At 53.4% G+C, this 15,888-nt stretch carries 16 protein-coding genes; 4 read left to right on the top strand and 12 right to left on the bottom strand.

Annotation, left to right across the window (positions count from 1 at the left end):
• Positions 1 to 44 precede the first annotated feature (44 nt).
• Positions 45 to 587 carry a DUF302 domain-containing protein gene (locus OEZ10_01395; protein MDH5631629.1) on the bottom strand — a complete coding sequence of 181 codons (543 nt, stop codon included), beginning with the start codon at positions 585 to 587 and terminating at the stop codon, positions 45 to 47.
• Between the two features lie 291 nt (positions 588 to 878).
• Here OEZ10_01395 and OEZ10_01390 point away from each other — a divergent pair, with 291 nt between their 5' ends.
• Together OEZ10_01390 and OEZ10_01385 are read left to right on the top strand one after the other, a co-directional pair.
• Entirely contained in the window at positions 879 to 1,769 is an 891-nt protein-coding gene (locus OEZ10_01390) for an ABC transporter substrate-binding protein (GenBank protein ID MDH5631628.1), read from the top strand.
• Positions 1,770 to 1,777: 8 nt separating this feature from the next.
• Positions 1,778 to 2,095 (top strand): DUF3301 domain-containing protein, encoded by a 318-nt coding sequence (locus OEZ10_01385; protein ID MDH5631627.1) that lies wholly within the window; start codon positions 1,778 to 1,780, stop codon positions 2,093 to 2,095.
• A 13-nt stretch (positions 2,096 to 2,108) separates the two neighbouring features.
• Here the strand turns inward: OEZ10_01385 and OEZ10_01380 are convergent, their stop codons facing one another.
• From OEZ10_01380 to OEZ10_01340, 9 genes are all read right to left on the bottom strand, one after another.
• On the bottom strand, positions 2,109 to 3,176 hold the full coding sequence (locus tag OEZ10_01380; GenBank protein MDH5631626.1) for a low specificity L-threonine aldolase: 1,068 nt from the start codon (positions 3,174 to 3,176) through the stop codon (positions 2,109 to 2,111).
• Positions 3,154 to 3,888 carry a PepSY domain-containing protein gene (locus tag OEZ10_01375; protein MDH5631625.1) on the bottom strand — a complete coding sequence of 245 codons (735 nt, stop codon included), beginning with the start codon at positions 3,886 to 3,888 and terminating at the stop codon, positions 3,154 to 3,156. Before OEZ10_01375 ends, OEZ10_01380 begins: the two co-directional genes overlap by 23 nt.
• A gap of 38 nt (positions 3,889 to 3,926) precedes the next feature.
• Positions 3,927 to 5,627, bottom strand: a complete 1,701-nt coding sequence (ggt, locus tag OEZ10_01370) for a gamma-glutamyltransferase (protein MDH5631624.1) — start codon at positions 5,625 to 5,627, stop codon at positions 3,927 to 3,929.
• A 53-nt stretch (positions 5,628 to 5,680) separates the two neighbouring features.
• Positions 5,681 to 7,534: an oligoendopeptidase F gene (gene pepF / locus OEZ10_01365; protein MDH5631623.1), complete on the bottom strand. Its 1,854-nt coding sequence runs from the start codon at positions 7,532 to 7,534 to the stop codon at positions 5,681 to 5,683.
• 135 nt (positions 7,535 to 7,669) lie between these two features.
• Positions 7,670 to 8,863: an NAD(P)/FAD-dependent oxidoreductase gene (locus OEZ10_01360; protein ID MDH5631622.1), complete on the bottom strand. Its 1,194-nt coding sequence runs from the start codon at positions 8,861 to 8,863 to the stop codon at positions 7,670 to 7,672.
• A gap of 75 nt (positions 8,864 to 8,938) precedes the next feature.
• A complete protein-coding gene (gene pspC, locus OEZ10_01355) occupies positions 8,939 to 9,343 on the bottom strand; it encodes an envelope stress response membrane protein PspC (protein MDH5631621.1) in 405 nt (134 codons plus the stop codon).
• Positions 9,330 to 9,572, bottom strand: a complete 243-nt coding sequence (pspB, locus tag OEZ10_01350; GenBank protein ID MDH5631620.1) for an envelope stress response membrane protein PspB — start codon at positions 9,570 to 9,572, stop codon at positions 9,330 to 9,332. The genes pspC and pspB overlap by 14 nt, the downstream gene beginning before the upstream one ends.
• A 22-nt stretch (positions 9,573 to 9,594) precedes the next feature.
• On the bottom strand, positions 9,595 to 10,254 hold the full coding sequence (gene pspA / locus OEZ10_01345) for a phage shock protein PspA (GenBank protein ID MDH5631619.1): 660 nt from the start codon (positions 10,252 to 10,254) through the stop codon (positions 9,595 to 9,597).
• Between the two features lie 30 nt (positions 10,255 to 10,284).
• Positions 10,285 to 10,584 carry a hypothetical protein gene (locus tag OEZ10_01340; protein ID MDH5631618.1) on the bottom strand — a complete coding sequence of 100 codons (300 nt, stop codon included), beginning with the start codon at positions 10,582 to 10,584 and terminating at the stop codon, positions 10,285 to 10,287.
• Between the two features lie 220 nt (positions 10,585 to 10,804).
• Between OEZ10_01340 and pspF the strand changes: the two genes are divergently transcribed.
• Both pspF and OEZ10_01330 read left to right on the top strand, forming a co-directional pair.
• Positions 10,805 to 11,845 (top strand): phage shock protein operon transcriptional activator, encoded by a 1,041-nt coding sequence (gene pspF, locus OEZ10_01335; GenBank protein MDH5631617.1) that lies wholly within the window; start codon positions 10,805 to 10,807, stop codon positions 11,843 to 11,845.
• A gap of 126 nt (positions 11,846 to 11,971) precedes the next feature.
• The gene (locus OEZ10_01330; protein ID MDH5631616.1) at positions 11,972 to 12,730 is read left to right on the top strand and encodes a phosphatase PAP2 family protein; all 759 of its coding nucleotides are present in this window, start codon (positions 11,972 to 11,974) and stop codon (positions 12,728 to 12,730) included.
• Between the two features lie 63 nt (positions 12,731 to 12,793).
• On the opposite strand, the gene OEZ10_01325 is transcribed toward OEZ10_01330, so the two are convergent.
• Together OEZ10_01325 and OEZ10_01320 are read right to left on the bottom strand one after the other, a co-directional pair.
• Positions 12,794 to 13,723 (bottom strand): hypothetical protein, encoded by a 930-nt coding sequence (locus tag OEZ10_01325; GenBank protein ID MDH5631615.1) that lies wholly within the window; start codon positions 13,721 to 13,723, stop codon positions 12,794 to 12,796.
• A gap of 125 nt (positions 13,724 to 13,848) precedes the next feature.
• The gene (locus tag OEZ10_01320) at positions 13,849 to 15,837 is read right to left on the bottom strand and encodes an SLC13 family permease (protein ID MDH5631614.1); all 1,989 of its coding nucleotides are present in this window, start codon (positions 15,835 to 15,837) and stop codon (positions 13,849 to 13,851) included.
• Between the last annotated feature and the right edge of the window lie 51 nt (positions 15,838 to 15,888).

Below are 15,888 nucleotides of genomic sequence, written 5' to 3'. Positions count from 1 at the left end.
TCCAATCGATAATTCTGGAGTGCTGTCCTTTTACCGACATTACCCTAGCAGCCACCGGCTGCGGGGCCGCCCTTGCCACCACCAGGCTGAACCTTGATCAGTGCCGGTGCCGGTTTGCTGGCATCAAATGTGACGAACTTGGCCTGGTCTTTTGCGACTTCCGCCATAATTGCGCCCACCTTGGCACCGAACATGCGGCCCATCAGGCCTGAATTCATCAGACCGATATAAGTCTTGCCATCGTCTTTCTTGTATACGGTAATGGTGCAAGGCATGAGAATTGACAGGATCCGGGTAGTGTCATCCTTTAGCATTGGCGCGGAATACTTGGTGCTGCACGCCTCGATCAGCAACACGGGCGCAACATTGGTGCCATCAGCCGCCACGGCCGCTGCCGGATTACGTAATCCGGACAGCTTCCAGCCATTGCTGGCCAGCCCCTGGATATTGCGCTGGATACGGGCAGCGGTTTCTTCGACGCCATAAGGGCTGGGCACTTCTCTCAGCATCAGATCGCCGGCGTAGTTCACCGCGATAATGGCAAATAGCGCCGTCGCCGCTAAAAAACCCACGATATATTTGACCATTTGTACATCCTCCAGTAATTAAGTGATCTGTCTTCGACCAAAATATATTAGTATTTTATAATATACTTCTTTGCTTAAGATCAAATTCATTCTAAATTGCTTGCAGATTGGCTCTGGCATACCGACAAAACGCGCGGATTGGACCACATCGCTCGGGTCAGCACCAGAAATTCAGTCCGACATCTGACTGGCATGGCCTTGCACACCCGCCAAACCAGCTTAAAATGGTGATTTAGTCGTCGTCGCTTACCCTAATCGGCACATGTTCGTATCTCTGGAGTATTCACATCAATGACACCCATAAAAATCAGCGCACTGCGCCATTCCGCGTTTTATTCCCCATTTTTAATGGCGATCGCCGGGGGTTTTCTGGCAAAAGAAGGACTTGAACCACACTACGCGCCCGCAACCCCGGACAAACCGCTCAATGACGGACTCAGGGACGGCACCTGGAACGTGGGCCAGTCAGCAGTGGCCACCAGCTTTGCCGACCTGGAAGCCGGGAAATCGCTGGATATCATCCACTTTGCCCGTATTAACAGTCGTGACGGGTTTTTCATCGCCAGTCGGCAAGCCGACCCGGATTTTCAATGGGCCAAGCTCAAAGGCCGGAAAGTCCTCGTGGATCACTTCTTTCAGCCACTGGCCATGTTGCGCTACGCCCTGCAAAAACAGGGCATCAGCCTTGATGAACTGGAAGTAATAGACGCCGGTGACGTCGGCGCCATTGAAAAAACGTTCCGGGATGGTCGAGGAGAATTCGTGCACATGCAGGGTCCAATGCCCCAGCAACTGGAATTTGAGGGTCTTGCCCACGTGGTCGCCAGTGTCGGCGCGGCGGTCGGCCCGGTCGCCTTCAGCAGCATTTGCGCCACCCGGCAATGGCTGGAGACAGACATGGCCAGGGCGTTTCTACATGCCTACACCCGGGCGCGTGAATACACGGTTGCCACGGATTCAGCCGAACTGGCGCGGCAACTTCAGGCGAGCGGGTTTTTCACCGATACGGATAGCGCCGTATTATCCAGCACCATTTCCGCCTACCAGGCCATGGGCACCTGGGACGGCAATGCCGATATAGGCCGGGATGAATACGAAACCTTGCTGGACGTGTTTCTGGCATCGGGCGTGATCAGCAGGCGCCATGCCTATGAATCGGCCATCATGAAGTTGCCGGCGTAAACTGACCCATGATCAGCCCCGGTGAGTTCCTGCTTGTAGTGATTTCAATCCTGGCGGTTGCGTTTTTTCTTGATGCCCTGAAAGCCAAGGAAATCGCTGTCAAAACTGCCGTGGACCTGTGCAAGCAATCCGGTATGCAATTTCTGGATGGCACTGCCGTGCTGGAAACATTGCGTGCCCGCAAGAGCAGGGGCAGCGGTTTTCGTCTTTATCGACGCTACCGGTTCGATTACAGCCAGGACCGGCACGACCGGCGCCAGGGCGAGGTGGTTATGCTCGGTCAGCAGGTCACCCACGCATCGTTGTGGCCGACCCTGAATTCCTGACGCTTGCCAGGGCTCACCGACCCAATACCTCGGCAAGATCAGCGGCAAAAGCATCGATTTCTTCGTGCCCGGTATCCCAGGAGCACATAAACCTGGCGCCAGCCTTGTCAAAGATATGGAAGTGCCAGCCATGCTCGTGCATGGCTTTTTCCTGTTCCTGGCTCAGTGCAATATAGACGGCATTGGTTTCCACCGGGAACAGCAACTCGACGCCCGGAATCGCGGTCAATCTGTCAGCCAAGTAGCGGGCCATTTCGTTGGCATGGGCCGCGTAACGATGCATGGCATTGTCCTGCAGCATGCCTATCCAGGGTGCGGTGATAAAACGCATCTTCGATGCCAGTTCACCCGCCTGCTTGCAGTGGTAATCAAATTCCCGGGCCAGTTCCATATTGAAAAAAACGATGGCTTCCCCAACCGCGAGCCCGTTCTTGGTACCACCGAAGCACAGCACATCAACGCCCGCCTTCCAGGTAATCTCGGCGGGATGCGTATCCAGAGCAACCAGGGCATTGGCAAAACGTGCGCCATCCATGTGTGTCTTCAGCTGGTATTGCTCACAAACATCATTGATCGCCTTGAGCTCATCCACCGTGTAGATGGTGCCAAACTCGGTAGGCTGGGTCAGGCTGACCACATGCGGCTTCGGAAAGTGAATGTTCTCCGGTCGGCCGGCATAGGCATGGATTCCGTCCGGCGTCACCTTGCCCTGGCGACTGTCGATCAGCAATAACTTGGAACCATGACTGAAAAATTCGGGCGCACCACACTCATTGGATTCGATATGTGACACATCGGAAGTCAGCACTGCGTGATAGGAACGACACATGCTGGACAAGGTGATGGCATTGGCGGACGTACCGTTAAAGGTAAAAAAAACTTCACAATCGGTATCAAAAAAATCACGCAGCATGTCCGCCGCTTGTGCCGTCCATTCGTCCTCACCATAGGCGGCGGCATGACCGGTATTAGCCTGTTCCATGGCAACAAAGGCCTCGGGGCAGATTCCCGAGCAGTTATCACTGGCAAACTGACGGGTCTTGAACGGGCCGGGACGTTTAATCTTGTATCTTTGCAGCATGACTTTTCCTGATTCTGTAGGTGAGATACCAAAGCAAGTAACCACTGGATAGCGTGATCAGACCGGCGATGGACATAAGCCTCAAAAGCCAGTTGTTTATATCAGAGCGATCCTCGAAATCAAGAATATGCAACATCCACAGAAAATCAAATATTCGCCACAACCTGTTACGCCTTGCCGTTACCGTGCCACTGGATGCATCTACGTAGATATGGCTCTGTTTCCAGTTGTCAAAATCCATGCGCCATGCCGGCACCGGGCCCTTGTACTCGCCACCGGCCTTTTCCACCCACAACGTTTGCACAATGGGGTACTCCAGACCGAAATCCTGCCTGGCAATAGCTTGCGCCATATCACGGGTGATGGGAGAAATTCTTGATCCATTCACGGCATCGTAAAGCTCAACGGCACCGGTTACGCGGGAGACGCGGTATACCGGCGATCCGGCAACGACATAAGCCATCACGGCTTTGACCGGCGGAGACGGGTTTGCGGAAATTATGCTGTCCAGCGATTTCAGGTCGGGACGGGACAACTCCAGCGCTTCGACTTGTTCGGCGCGCTTTTCGTCCAGGCCGCGAATGTTATTGATATCGGTCCAGGAAAAATAGATACCGCCAATAGTCCACAGCAGGAACTGGACACCAACTACAATGCCCAGGCGCCGGTGCCAGATTCGCAAGGCCATTGCCAATTGTCGTTGACTGGGCATCGCCGCCTCCTGATCCCTGGATCTGTACCAAGCAGAAACTAGTAACCGGCGGCAGCGCCATCCTTGCGAGATTCGGAAGCACCAAAATACACCTTGTTACGATCGTCGAACATGATCGCCTGGTAGCCGCCAAACCCGCCCTTGCCTTCGCTAATACGATGACCGCGGCTCAGCAGTTCGCGAACTGTCTCCTGGGGAATGCCTGACTCCAGGAAAACAGTGCCGCCGTCTTTCATCTGCTCACCGGTCGGCTGCGAAGAACCGTCATGACGCATGCGCGGCGCGTCGCCGGCTTCCTGCAGGTTCATGCCGAAATCAATCATGTTCACCAGTATCTGTACATGGCCCTGTGGTTGCATGCTGCCGCCCATCACGCCAAAGCTCATGTACGGCTTGCCCTTGCGCGTCACAAACGCCGGTATAATGGTATGGAATGGTCGCTTGCCCGGTTCGTAAACATTGTTGTGTCCTTCCTGCAAGGCAAACAGCTCGCCACGATTCTGCAGCACAAAACCGAGACCGGTCGGCGTCATACCGGATCCCATGCCCCGGTAGTTACTCTGTATCAGCGACACCATGTTGCCCTGGCGATCGGCAACGGTCAGGTACGTGGTATCACCATGATTAATCCCGGCATCGTAGGTTTTCGCCGCGCGCCCGGGGTTAATGAGTTTTTTACGTTCGTTCGCGTAGGATTTTGAAATCAGTTGTTTTACGGGAAGCTGGTTAAATGCCATGTCAGAATAAAACCGGGCGCGATCCTCAAACACCAGCTTCTTGGCCTCGATCAGGGTATGCAGGTAATCGGCGCTGCCAAAACCCATGGAAGCAATATCATAACGCTCAAGAATGTTGAGCATCTGCAATGCAGCAATACCCTGGCCATTGGGCGGCAACTCCCAGACTGTATAGCCACGATAATCAGTTGACTGCGGCGTCACCCATTCGGAAGTGTGCGAAGCCATGTCCTCATAGGAAAGGTAGCCACCATTTTCTTTCATGTAGTCAGCGATGATCCGGGCCATCGGTCCCTTGTAAAATACATCGCGCCCTTTCTCACCGATAATTTCCAGCGTTGTCGCCAGGTTGCGGTTACGGAATATCTCGCCCTTCTTCGGTGCCTGTCCGCCGGGCATGTACAAGTCCCTGAACCCAGGCCAGCTCTCGAGGAATTTTGCGTTTCGCTCCCAGTAGTAGGCGATCAGCTCGGTTACAGGAAACCCGTTGCGCGCATGAAATATTGCCGGCGCCAGGATATCGGTCATCGGCAATTTGCCAAACTTCTTGTGCAGCTCGAACCAGCCATCCACGGTACCGGGAACCGATACCGGCAAGGGACCGAACGAGGGAATCTTGTCGAGTTTGCGGTTTTTGAATTCTTCCAGCGTCAGGCTCCTGGGTGAACGGCCACTGGCATTCAGCCCGTGCAGCCGCTTGTCGTCGGCACTCCAGACCAGGGCAAACAGGTCACCGCCAATTCCGCAACCTACCGGCTCAACTACCGCCAATACAGCGTTGGCAGCAATGGCGGCATCAATGGCATTGCCGCCACGCTTGAGAATATCAAGTGCCGCGTCAGTAGCCAGGGGCTGGGCAGTTGCCGCCATGCCATGACGGGCAACGACTTCGGAGCGGGTGGCGAACATCTTGCCGGTAACGCGGTCGGCAGCATCCGCCACTGCAGGCAGTGATACTGACAACGCCAATACGGACAAACGTATCCAGTCATGTCCTGTCATGACATCTCTCCTAGCTTTATGCGGGCCAGCGCCCTGATTGTTGTTATGGCGGGTTATTCCCGCTTCTTCAGAATTGCCTCAATCTGGTCCATGATATCATTCATTCGCTTGATTAGCGCACGGTATGGTTCCGGCGATGCCAGGTCGACTCCCGCCGTCTTAAGCAATTCGTACGGATAATCTGACCCGCCCGCTTTCAGCAGCGTCATGTAACGATCCAGGACTCCCGGCTTGCCGGCCATGATATCGTCGGCGATCAGCGAAGATGCCGAAATCGAGGTAGCGTACTGGTAGACATAGAAATTCATATAGAAGTGGGGGATATAAGCCCACTCTACCGTGTACAGATCGTCGATATGCACCACACCCTTGTCATGACCGTGATAGCGCTTGAGCAGATCACCATAGATCTGTGTCAGGCGCTTTCCGGACAAGGGCTCGCCGTTCTCCACCACTTCGTGCGCTTTCAGCTCGAACTCGGCGAACATGGTTTGCCTGAAGAAAGTACCACGCAACTGCTCCAGCGCCGAACCCAGGTAGAACAACCTGTCTTCATCTGAAGTCGTGTTCTTGAGCATGTAATCGAGCAACAGTGCTTCGTTGAGGGTCGATGCCACTTCGGCATTGAAAATGGCGTATCGTGAATTGATAAAGGACTGGTTGCTATTGGACAGGTAGGAGTGGATGGCATGACCCCACTCGTGCGCAAGCGTGGAAACCGCGTCATAATCCTCGTTGTAGTTCATCAGAACGAAAGGATGCAGGTCATACACGCGTCCGTTCATGTAGGCGCCCGAGCGCTTGCCCGGTTGCGGGTAAACATCCATCCAGCGGTTTTCGAAACCGGTACGCACGACATCGACCACTTCATCACCCAGTGGCGCCAGTGACTTGAGTACCAGTTGTTTGCCTTCCTCGATACCAAAACGCTTGTCACTCTTCACCATCGGCGGATAGATGTCGTAGTAGTGCATCTTGTCTATGCCGAGCATGCGCGCGCGTAAACGGAAGTAACGATGCAACGTATCCAGGTTGGCATTAACCTCCTTCACCAGTGTTCGATAAACCGCTTCCGGAATATTGTTGGCGCCGATGGCCGAGGCCAGCGAATTGGGATAGTTACGAACCTTGCTGTAGAAGTAATCACGCTGAACCTGCGAGTAATACGACATACCAAACGTGCGCTCGTATTCCTTCCACTTGCTCCAGAAGCTGTTGAATACCTTCTTTCGATCATCGCGATTCAGTGCGCCGCGATAACGGCCATAACCGGCCTGGTCCAGTCTTGCACTGCTGCCGTCTTCAAGCTTTACGGTTGGCCACTGCATATCCGCATTGGCAAAGACGCTGTACATATTGCGCGGCGCGCCGGACAACAGGCCGGTATCGGCCAGCAAAGCTTCCTCTTTCTTTCCAAGCGTGTGCGGCGCAGCCAGGAGAATGCTGTCTATCATGTGCTTGTATACGGCGAGACCCTTGTCCTGGCGGACAAGTCGGTCAAGCTTTTGCTTGCCCACAGACAGCAGTTCCGGTCGCACAAAACTTGAATGCTGCCCGAATTTTGTCGCCAACAACTTGCCGCGCTGATCCAGCTCCAGCGATACCGGCTCCCTGGTATTCTCGTCATACAGCATTGAGGCGTATGAGTTCAGCCGGGCGTTTTCCTTGGCAAGATTTTCCATGGTACCAAGGCACCGTTTCAGTGTTGCAGCACTGCTTCCCAGTTTACCCTTGCACTTTTCGAGCACCACCAGGTCCTTTTCAAACCTGTCGGCAGCCTGACCCCAGGCCTTTGCATCCTTGTAGATGACAGACAAATCCCATCGATCGTAGTCAGACTTGGCGAAAATTACGGGTGAAAAGCAGAACGCTGTCACCAAAAACAAACATTTCAACTTCATAATCATTCCACTGCTTCCTGGTCAATCCAATTTCGTCGCACCTAGGCTGATGCTGCTGATAACTCATTGCACCCGACAACGGGTCTCATTCAATGTAGCCCATTTCCCCTGATTTTCAAACTGTTGGCATTACGTTTACTTCTAGACTCCCTGGCCAGCACACCAGCCAGACGACCAGGCCCATTGAAAATTATAGCCGCCGAGGTGACCGGTTACGTCGAGCACTTCACCTATAAAATACAGGCCTGCGACTTTTTTCGACTCGAAAGTTCTCGACGAGACCTCATCACAATGAACACCGCCCAAGGTCACCTCCGCGGTTCGATATCCCTCGGTATTGTTGGGGCGCAACTGCCATTGTTGCAGCTGGTCCCGCACCTGGCTGATGTCCCGGTTGGATAATTCGGCGAGCTGGCAGTCGGCCAGTTCCGGTTGAACCAGCACGGTAACTACCCGACGCGGCAGGTATCGCGCCAGCAGGTTTTTCAAACAGAGTCTTGGCTGTTCCTGCCTTGCGCTCCGCAGCAAGGCGGACACATCAAGACCAGGCGTAATATCGACGACGATATGCTCCCCCGGTTTCCAATACGATGATATTTGCAGTATCGCCGGACCACTAATGCCGCGATGGGTAAACAGCAAACTGCCACGAAAACTGGCTCGGTCGTTATACACATTCACATCCACCGCAATTCCGGATAACGATGCCAGTCGCTGCTTGTCTTCCGGGTGCAAGGTAAACGGAACCAGGCCGGCGCGAGTCGGCTGAATCGACAACCCGAACTGCTCGGCGATTCGATAACCGATAGGACTGGCGCACATTTTTGGGATCGATAGTCCGCCGCTGGCGACAACCAAGGACTGGCTGCGGATTTCCTCCGAGGCCGTGGTAACAACAAAACCGGATTCGGTGCGACCTACCTGGCCAATTTCGCAATCTAGACGTATCGCCACATCATGCTGTCGGCATTCAGTCAACAGCATATCGAGAATATCTCGCGAACTGTTGTCACAGAACAGTTGCCCATGCTCTTTTTCATGCCAGGCAATGCCATGACTGTTTACAAGATCAATAAAATCCTGCTGCGTAAACCGGCTCAGGGCGGATTTGCAAAAATGCCGGTTCGAGGAGATATAGTTGTCATGACTGATGGACAGGTTGGTGAAGTTGCAGCGACCACCGCCGGACATGAGAATCTTTTTGCCGGGCTTGTTGGCGTGATCCAGCACCACCACCCGGCGACCGCGTTTGCCGGCTTCTATGGCACACATCAGCCCGGCAGCACCAGCGCCGATAACTGCCACATCAACATTTCGATTATTGTCAGCCGCCAAGCACGGATGCTCCGGTCAGAATCCAGACCGGAGTGTCATTCAATCACACCAGTGATTCAAGCAGGGAAGGCATGTTTACTTCAGCAAATCGTCAAACTCGCGGTTGAGCTTGAACTTTCTTGATGTCAGGTAACGCTCGATTTCCTGCAATCGCTTGTCCAGCTCGCGAAACTTGAACCGCGTGTTGCCGAAGGTATCACGAGGCGACTTCCGCACTTCGCGCCAGAAGGTTTCGTAGTTTTCATCCTTGTATAGCTGCTGCGGCCTGGCTTCCACGACAAAGGAGGCGATAAGATAAAACAGGAACACCGGCAAACTGTAGAATATAAATATAACGACAGTAAGCATGCGCACAACCCAGCGCTCCAGACCAAAATAGTCGGCGATACCGGCGCACACACCGGAAATCAGGGCGTGGTCCTTATCTCGATAGAACCGGTTCGGGCTCGGGTTTTCGTCATAAAGCCTATTTCTTTTCATAGGATTCTCTCCAGTCAGGCACCTTTTCCGTCAAAATGGTTTCCAGCGATTCAATGCGCTGTTCCATCTTCCTGGCTGTCTCCCACAGTTCAACCAGCATCTTTTCGTCCTCGGCAGTCAGCCCGCGGTTGGTTTTCATTTTTGCCAGGTAATGGAAAAACAGCCACACCGGTAAAACAACGACCATGAAGACCACTCCAAGTGCTGTCATTCCTTCCATAATACCCATAGTCAATCACCTGTCAGTCAGATTATTTCTTCATTTTTTTCTTCAGCGCCTGCAGATCCTCGTCGACCTTGTCGCTGGCTTCAAGCTCGGCAAACTCATCGCGCAGGGTCCTGGACTTGCCGATATCATACGACTCAGCCTTGCCTTCCATATCATCCATCTTTCTTTCAAGATGCTCAAACTTGGCCAGGGCATCATTGATGCGATCATCGCTCAGGGTGACACGCGCCTTGAGACGGCTGGACACGGCATCGTGACGGGCAACAACGGACTTCTGCCTTAGCTTGGCTTCATCAAGCTTGGTCTGCAGTCTCGACATATCCTCATCCAGCTGTGCAAGATGGGCATCGAGACTTTCGAGATCAGCGGAAAAACCGGCTACCGCATCAGTTACCGCACGTTTTTCGGCCAGCGCTGCGCGAGCCAGATCTTCCCTGTCCCTGGACAGCGCCAACTCGGCCTTGGCTTCCCAGTCCGCAGCCTCTTCCTGCAACTGGCCCAGGCGGCGGTTCAATTTCTTCTGCTCGGCTATGGTGCGCGCGGCATTGGTGCGCAACTCGATCAGCGTGTCTTCCATTTCCTGGATCACCAGGCGAATGATTTTTTCCGGGTTCTCGGCGCTATCCAGCAACGAGTTGATATTGGAATTGATAATGTCGTTAAGCCTGTTAAAGATACCCATTAGATCTCTCCTGATACTGCCTGATTCTGGTTAACCGTTGTGACTGCGGCGATCATTGGGCTTGGTGCCCAGGCGAATTTCGCACCTGCCGTCGTCGATAAAGCCGAGAGACCGGGCAACCTCACACGCCTGCCAAGCCTGCTGGTGTTTCTGCTCCTCGATCAGCCGGGACAAAGCCTGCTGTCCCTGCTCAACTATTCCTGCGGTCATTTCTGATACATTCGGACCGGTACGCAGTTCACTGGCCTGCGCGGAAACGCCCAATCCTGCCAAGATGACGATTCCGGCGACTAAACTGCGACGCACACCTGAAATCATAACCTGTTTCATTTCTTCTTCTCCTTGAGCCCTTTGGCTTCGGGTCAGTTTTCATACACCGTTGTCATTGCACTTCGCTTTTACTAAAGCAGGTTCCGTGCCACTTTTATATTTTCTTTAAGCTATTGTTTATAAACTATTTTTTTTGAGACAAGAGCGGAGAAGCAAATACAATCATGTTTTCTTATCCAAATAGTGGATTTTTTCTCCTGTCTGAGTGACTATTCACCACATGGAATCACGTCGCCCTATCGACTCGGTGATTGGTCAGTCTGAAAGTTTTCAGCAGGTCATGGATCATGTATCCCGGGTTGCGCCGCTGTCCAAACCGGTGCTGGTCATCGGTGAACGCGGTACCGGCAAGGAGCTCGTCGCCTCACGACTGCATTACCTGTCGTCCCGCTGGCAACAGCTGCAACTCAAACTGAACTGCGCCGCGCTTCCGGAATCACTACTGGAAACCGAACTGTTTGGGCACGAAGCCGGGGCATTCACCGGCGCCACCAGGACCCACAAGGGACGATTTGAGCGCGCCAACGGTGGCAGCCTGTTTCTCGATGAACTGGCGAGCATGTCGATGCGATTGCAGGAAAAACTGCTTCGGGTACTGGAGTACGGTGAGTTTGAGCGTATCGGTGGCACACAGGCTATCTATTCTGACGTCAGGCTGATCGGGGCGGCCAATGCCGACTTGCCATCGCTGGCAGCCAAAGGACAGTTTCGTGAAGACTTGCTGGATCGGTTGTCATTCGATGTTATTACACTGCCGCCACTGCGCGCCCGCATTGATGATATTCCCCTGTTGGCAGAACACTTTGCCATGGGCATGGTCAAGGAATTGCGTCGCGACTACTTTCCCGGCTTTTCTGATGAGGCCATCATCCAGTTACAGGCCTACACCTGGCCCGGCAATGTGCGTGAGCTGAAAAACGTGGTTGAGCGTGCTGTCTACCGAACCGAGCCCGGGGACGTCGTTCGAACCATCAGCTTCAATCCTTTCGACTCGCCCTACCGATTACATCACGATGGATTCGACCCGGCGAATAAACATCAGCCCGCTGAAAAGATTGCTGCCTTGGCGTCACCAACCACGTCGCCATACGACTTCAGGCAGTATATTGAAAATGAAGAAATTTCCCGCCTGCGACAGGCGCTGGAGATCAATCGCTACCATCACCGAAATACTGCGCGCTTTCTCGGATTGAGCTACAACCAGTTTCGCTCCTACTTCCGTAAATACCAAAACCGATTGACGGCCGATAACCGGGACTGACTGCAACGGCAAACATTGGAAATCCGGATACGTGGCCTCTATACTGACCTTGCACTTACAAAAAATATAACCGGGCCGGGCCAGGGACTGCCAACACCGGATACTGCGGATAGAGGAGTCACACCAATGAGACGTGCAGCCAGATACTGGCTCATGGCCGCGATGGTTTTGTATTCACAATTTCTTCCGGCAGACGACTGGATAGATGACACAACCGGCTACTTCCTGTCGCCAACCGAGTGGAACAGCAACCAGTGGTTGTTATTTACCGGCGTTGCCGGCCTGGCGGCGATTGCCCAGCATAATGATGAAGCCGTTCGCTATCGTTTTGATACGCGGCAGTCCGATCGCGGTGATCGTGCAGCGCACCTGGGAAACTCCTGGGGTGAAGTAATCGGATTGTCAGGCGCATCCATCCTCGGTGTGTACAGTGTCGGCTGGATCACCGGTAACAAGGACCTCGTGCAGACCGGCAACAATGCCGTTGAATCACTGATTCTGGCGTGCACCACTACATCCCTGCTGAAACGTGTCTTTGACCGGAAACGACCCAACCAGACGGAATCAGCAGATGATTTTTTCCAGGGTGGTCGGTCATTTCCTTCAGGCCACGTGACTGCCGCATTTGTGCTGTCTACCACGTTTGCCGAAGCTGGTGGCAACCCTTCCTGGTACCGCAGGTTATTCTTTTATTCACTGGCGGCCACTACCGCCTATGCGCGCATGTACGACCAGAAACACTGGTTGTCGGACACCATTATCGGTGCTGCGATCGGCACCAGTACAGCAATATATGTTAACAACCGCAACCCGCTATCAACAGACGGCAGACCCGGACTTTCAGTCACACCCACCGGCATACAGTATTCCCTGAGCTGGAGATAAGACAAGATTCAAAAGACAAGGGCGGCCAGTAGCCGCCCTTGATTTGATGCCCTTGACCCGGGATCAATCATAAACACCGTTGTCCTTGAGAAACTTCAGTACAGTTGCATGGAACGCGCCCTCATACGGGAAGCTGTCGTCACTGTTACGGGTCAGCTTCATGATTTTGCTGAACAGCCTGCCTGACTTGCAATCGTAATAGTTATAGCGCGCATCACGGAATGTCTGCCAGGTATTATCATCGTAGTTGAAGTCTATCTTTACGGTAACAACACGGTCGGCACCATCGTCACAGGCAAGCTTGTTGTAGCCTGCCTTGTAACCCTTCCTGGCGATACGAATGGTCTGCTTGTTCCATTCCAGCGGCTTGGCAACGAGCTTGCCGGCATAGTCTTCATTGATGGCCCTGGCGGTCTTTTCCATAATAAGAGTTGACCAACGTGCATTGTTCATGCGCTTGTTGCCTTCGTGACCCGGGTCGGCTTCGGCGGCGATGACCACCAGCGCTGCGCCTTGCGCCCGGCTATCCTTGATATGTTTCTGCTTGCCGGTAATCAGCTTGACCTGTTTCAGCGAGCTGGCGTTATCAGTCAATGCCTTGACAAAAACCTTGACCCACGCGTTATAGGCCGGATGCACTGATGTCCTGCCATTTCGATCCTTGCGGTACTTCAGCCCGCGACTGTCCTTGTACTCAAGGATCATGCTTTTGCCGTCATGGACAATATTGAAAATGGCATAACTGCTTTCCTTGCCTCCCTGTATTTCAATTACGCCGCCATTGCTTCCAAGACGCTTCCACAGAACATTGCCGACGCTGGCCTGCTTTAATGATGCGTCTACAATGGCCTCGACATCCGCGGCTGGCAACTTGCCATCACCTTCTGCGTAAAGTTCCACCTTTTCCACGGGCTTGACCAGGCTGGCCTGGATCATCTGAAAAGGCAATAGCGATGCAGCCACGACGGCGGCTACGGCAAACCATTTTTTCATAATCGTTCCTTCCCTTGTTTTTCTGATCGAGTCAAAAAGCAGCGTTTCAGACTGACCATAATAAGCGCATCTCCGGGCGCTCGACAAGAGTTAGGTCGCCCGGTTCCTGCGCACGGAAACGATCGTCAAAAAATGATATTCATTACCGTTAGCATTACCACCAGGAACAGCACAGTCATAACACCTCCAGCCTTGATGAAGTCCGGCACGCGATAGCCCGCCGGCCCCATAATCAGGGCGTTCACCTGGTGAGTCGGGATCAGGAAGGAATTGGACGTGGCAATAGCCACTGTCAGCGCGAAAACAGCCGGGTTGGCGCCGACACCCATGGCGATATTCACTGCCAGCGGTACCAGCAGAACAGTCGCGCCGACATTGGACATTACCAGGGTGAAAAATGTCGCCAGCATGGCAACCGAGGCCTGGATCACCCATATGGGCATGTGGCCAACAACGGACAGGACTTGCTCGGCAATCCACTTGGCAGTACCGGTAGTTTCAACGGCGAGCCCCAACGGTATCAACGAAGCCAACAGGAATACCGTCTTCCAGCTGACTGCATCATACGCTTCCTCGGCGCTCAGAACACCGGCCAGGATCATGCCCATGGCGCCGGTCAATAATGCCACTGACAACCTGATATCAGTGAACAACACCATGAACAAGGCAATGGCAAAAAAGCCGGCAGCCGGCCAGATCTTGTTTGGACGAAAATCTTCTTCGTGGGGGTACTCTGTCGTAATCACAACAAAATCACGGTTACCTTCGATTCGCTCCAGGGCGCTCCAGGGAGTATGTATGACCAGGGTATCGCCCGCTTGCAGCGGCATGTTACGAATATCATCACCTTCGCGAAGAGTTTCGCCACCACGATGCAAACCGATCATGGCAATGCCATAGGTTTTACGCATCCACACATCGCGCGCGCTCTTGCCAATCAGGCGTGAGCGCGGAGGAATGACAACTTCAGCCACACCGGCCTTGGTTGGAGACAATGAATCAACAAACGTACGCAACACGTTGCGCTTTTTCAGGCCATAGGACTCAACAAAACTGTCGAGGTAATAAGGTGCCGCTATTACACCCAGTACCATGCCCGCACGGATGTCCACATCACGGGCCAGTGCACCCGGGCCTACCCGGTTTTCCTCGCCGGGCAACTTGGTGGCAATAATACGAATCCTGTTGGCACTTTCTACCTCGTCAAAACGTTTGCCAATCAGGCTGCTGTCATCAGTGACGACTACTTCGTGAAGCGCGTAATCGACACCGTATACATCATGAAAATACTGCATGGGATCAGCACCACTTATGCTGCTCTCATTTTTTGTCCTGGGCAGCACAAATCGGCCGGCCAGGACAAAGTAGGCAATACCGGTCAGTATCAGCGCAACACCAATAGGTGTGACCGAAAACAGCCCCCAGGTATCCATTTGCCTGTCGGCAGGCAGGGCCTTGTTTGAAGTGATAATCAGATCATTCAGAAGGATCAGCGGACTTGAACCGACCATGGTCATGGTGCCACCAAGAATGGCGGTAAAACCCATCGGCATCAATAACCGCGACATAGGCAACCCGGAACGGGCGGATATACGTGATACCACCGGCAGGAATAACGCCGCAGCACCCACGTTTTGCATAAACGATGATATGAACCCCACTGTCGCGGATATAACAGGTATAATACGCGCTTCAGTAGTGCCACCTATTTTCAGAATAAATGCTGCTACCCTGGTCATGATACCGGTTTTGTCCAACCCGGCACCGATAATCATAACCGCGATAATGGAGATCACGGCATTGGAAGAAAAACCATCGAACAGGTGCTTGTTGTCCACCAGTCCTCGCTCCAGACCCATCCACGGCGCCAACAATGACGTCAGGCCCAGCATCACCATGACCGTCGCCGCGGCCACGTCCACCGTCAGCACTTCAAACGCAAACAGGTAGACAGTCAACATCAGGATGGCGCTGACCCAGGCAACTTCGATGGTCGGTGCCAGGTAAGCCAGGAGAACTGAAAGCAGCAAGAAGATCGTCCCGGCGATCATCTGCTTCCTGGTCAAAAATCCTGTGTCGGTTGACGGCTGGTCTTCAACTGCGGGTGTAGTCATGTTTTCTCTCTTCGTCTAGCGCTTTTGCCGATGCCCCGGGATACACACAAT

It is taken from the genome of Gammaproteobacteria bacterium, from assembly GCA_029880545.1.
In the GTDB taxonomy this organism is placed as follows: domain Bacteria; phylum Pseudomonadota; class Gammaproteobacteria; order Acidiferrobacterales; family SZUA-150; genus JAOUOD01.
This window is presented reverse-complemented; position numbering and strand designations above follow the sequence as displayed.

Bases quoted from the DNA above. Each gene is read 5' to 3' on its own strand.
- OEZ10_01395 (MDH5631629.1), bottom strand. From the start codon at position 587: ATGGTCAAATATATCGTGGGTTTTTTAGCGGCGACGGCGCTATTTGCC.
- OEZ10_01390 (MDH5631628.1), top strand. From the start codon at position 879: ATGACACCCATAAAAATCAGCGCACTGCGCCATTCCGCGTTTTATTCC.
- OEZ10_01385 (MDH5631627.1), top strand. From the start codon at position 1,778: ATGATCAGCCCCGGTGAGTTCCTGCTTGTAGTGATTTCAATCCTGGCG.
- OEZ10_01380 (MDH5631626.1), bottom strand. From the start codon at position 3,176: ATGCTGCAAAGATACAAGATTAAACGTCCCGGCCCGTTCAAGACCCGT.
- OEZ10_01375 (MDH5631625.1), bottom strand. From the start codon at position 3,888: ATGCCCAGTCAACGACAATTGGCAATGGCCTTGCGAATCTGGCACCGG.
- ggt (MDH5631624.1), bottom strand. From the start codon at position 5,627: ATGACAGGACATGACTGGATACGTTTGTCCGTATTGGCGTTGTCAGTA.
- pepF (MDH5631623.1), bottom strand. From the start codon at position 7,534: ATGATTATGAAGTTGAAATGTTTGTTTTTGGTGACAGCGTTCTGCTTT.
- pspC (MDH5631621.1), bottom strand. From the start codon at position 9,343: ATGAAAAGAAATAGGCTTTATGACGAAAACCCGAGCCCGAACCGGTTC.
- pspB (MDH5631620.1), bottom strand. From the start codon at position 9,572: ATGGGTATTATGGAAGGAATGACAGCACTTGGAGTGGTCTTCATGGTC.
- pspA (MDH5631619.1), bottom strand. From the start codon at position 10,254: ATGGGTATCTTTAACAGGCTTAACGACATTATCAATTCCAATATCAAC.
- OEZ10_01340 (MDH5631618.1), bottom strand. From the start codon at position 10,584: ATGAAACAGGTTATGATTTCAGGTGTGCGTCGCAGTTTAGTCGCCGGA.
- pspF (MDH5631617.1), top strand. From the start codon at position 10,805: ATGGAATCACGTCGCCCTATCGACTCGGTGATTGGTCAGTCTGAAAGT.
- OEZ10_01330 (MDH5631616.1), top strand. From the start codon at position 11,972: ATGAGACGTGCAGCCAGATACTGGCTCATGGCCGCGATGGTTTTGTAT.
- OEZ10_01325 (MDH5631615.1), bottom strand. From the start codon at position 13,723: ATGAAAAAATGGTTTGCCGTAGCCGCCGTCGTGGCTGCATCGCTATTG.
- OEZ10_01320 (MDH5631614.1), bottom strand. From the start codon at position 15,837: ATGACTACACCCGCAGTTGAAGACCAGCCGTCAACCGACACAGGATTT.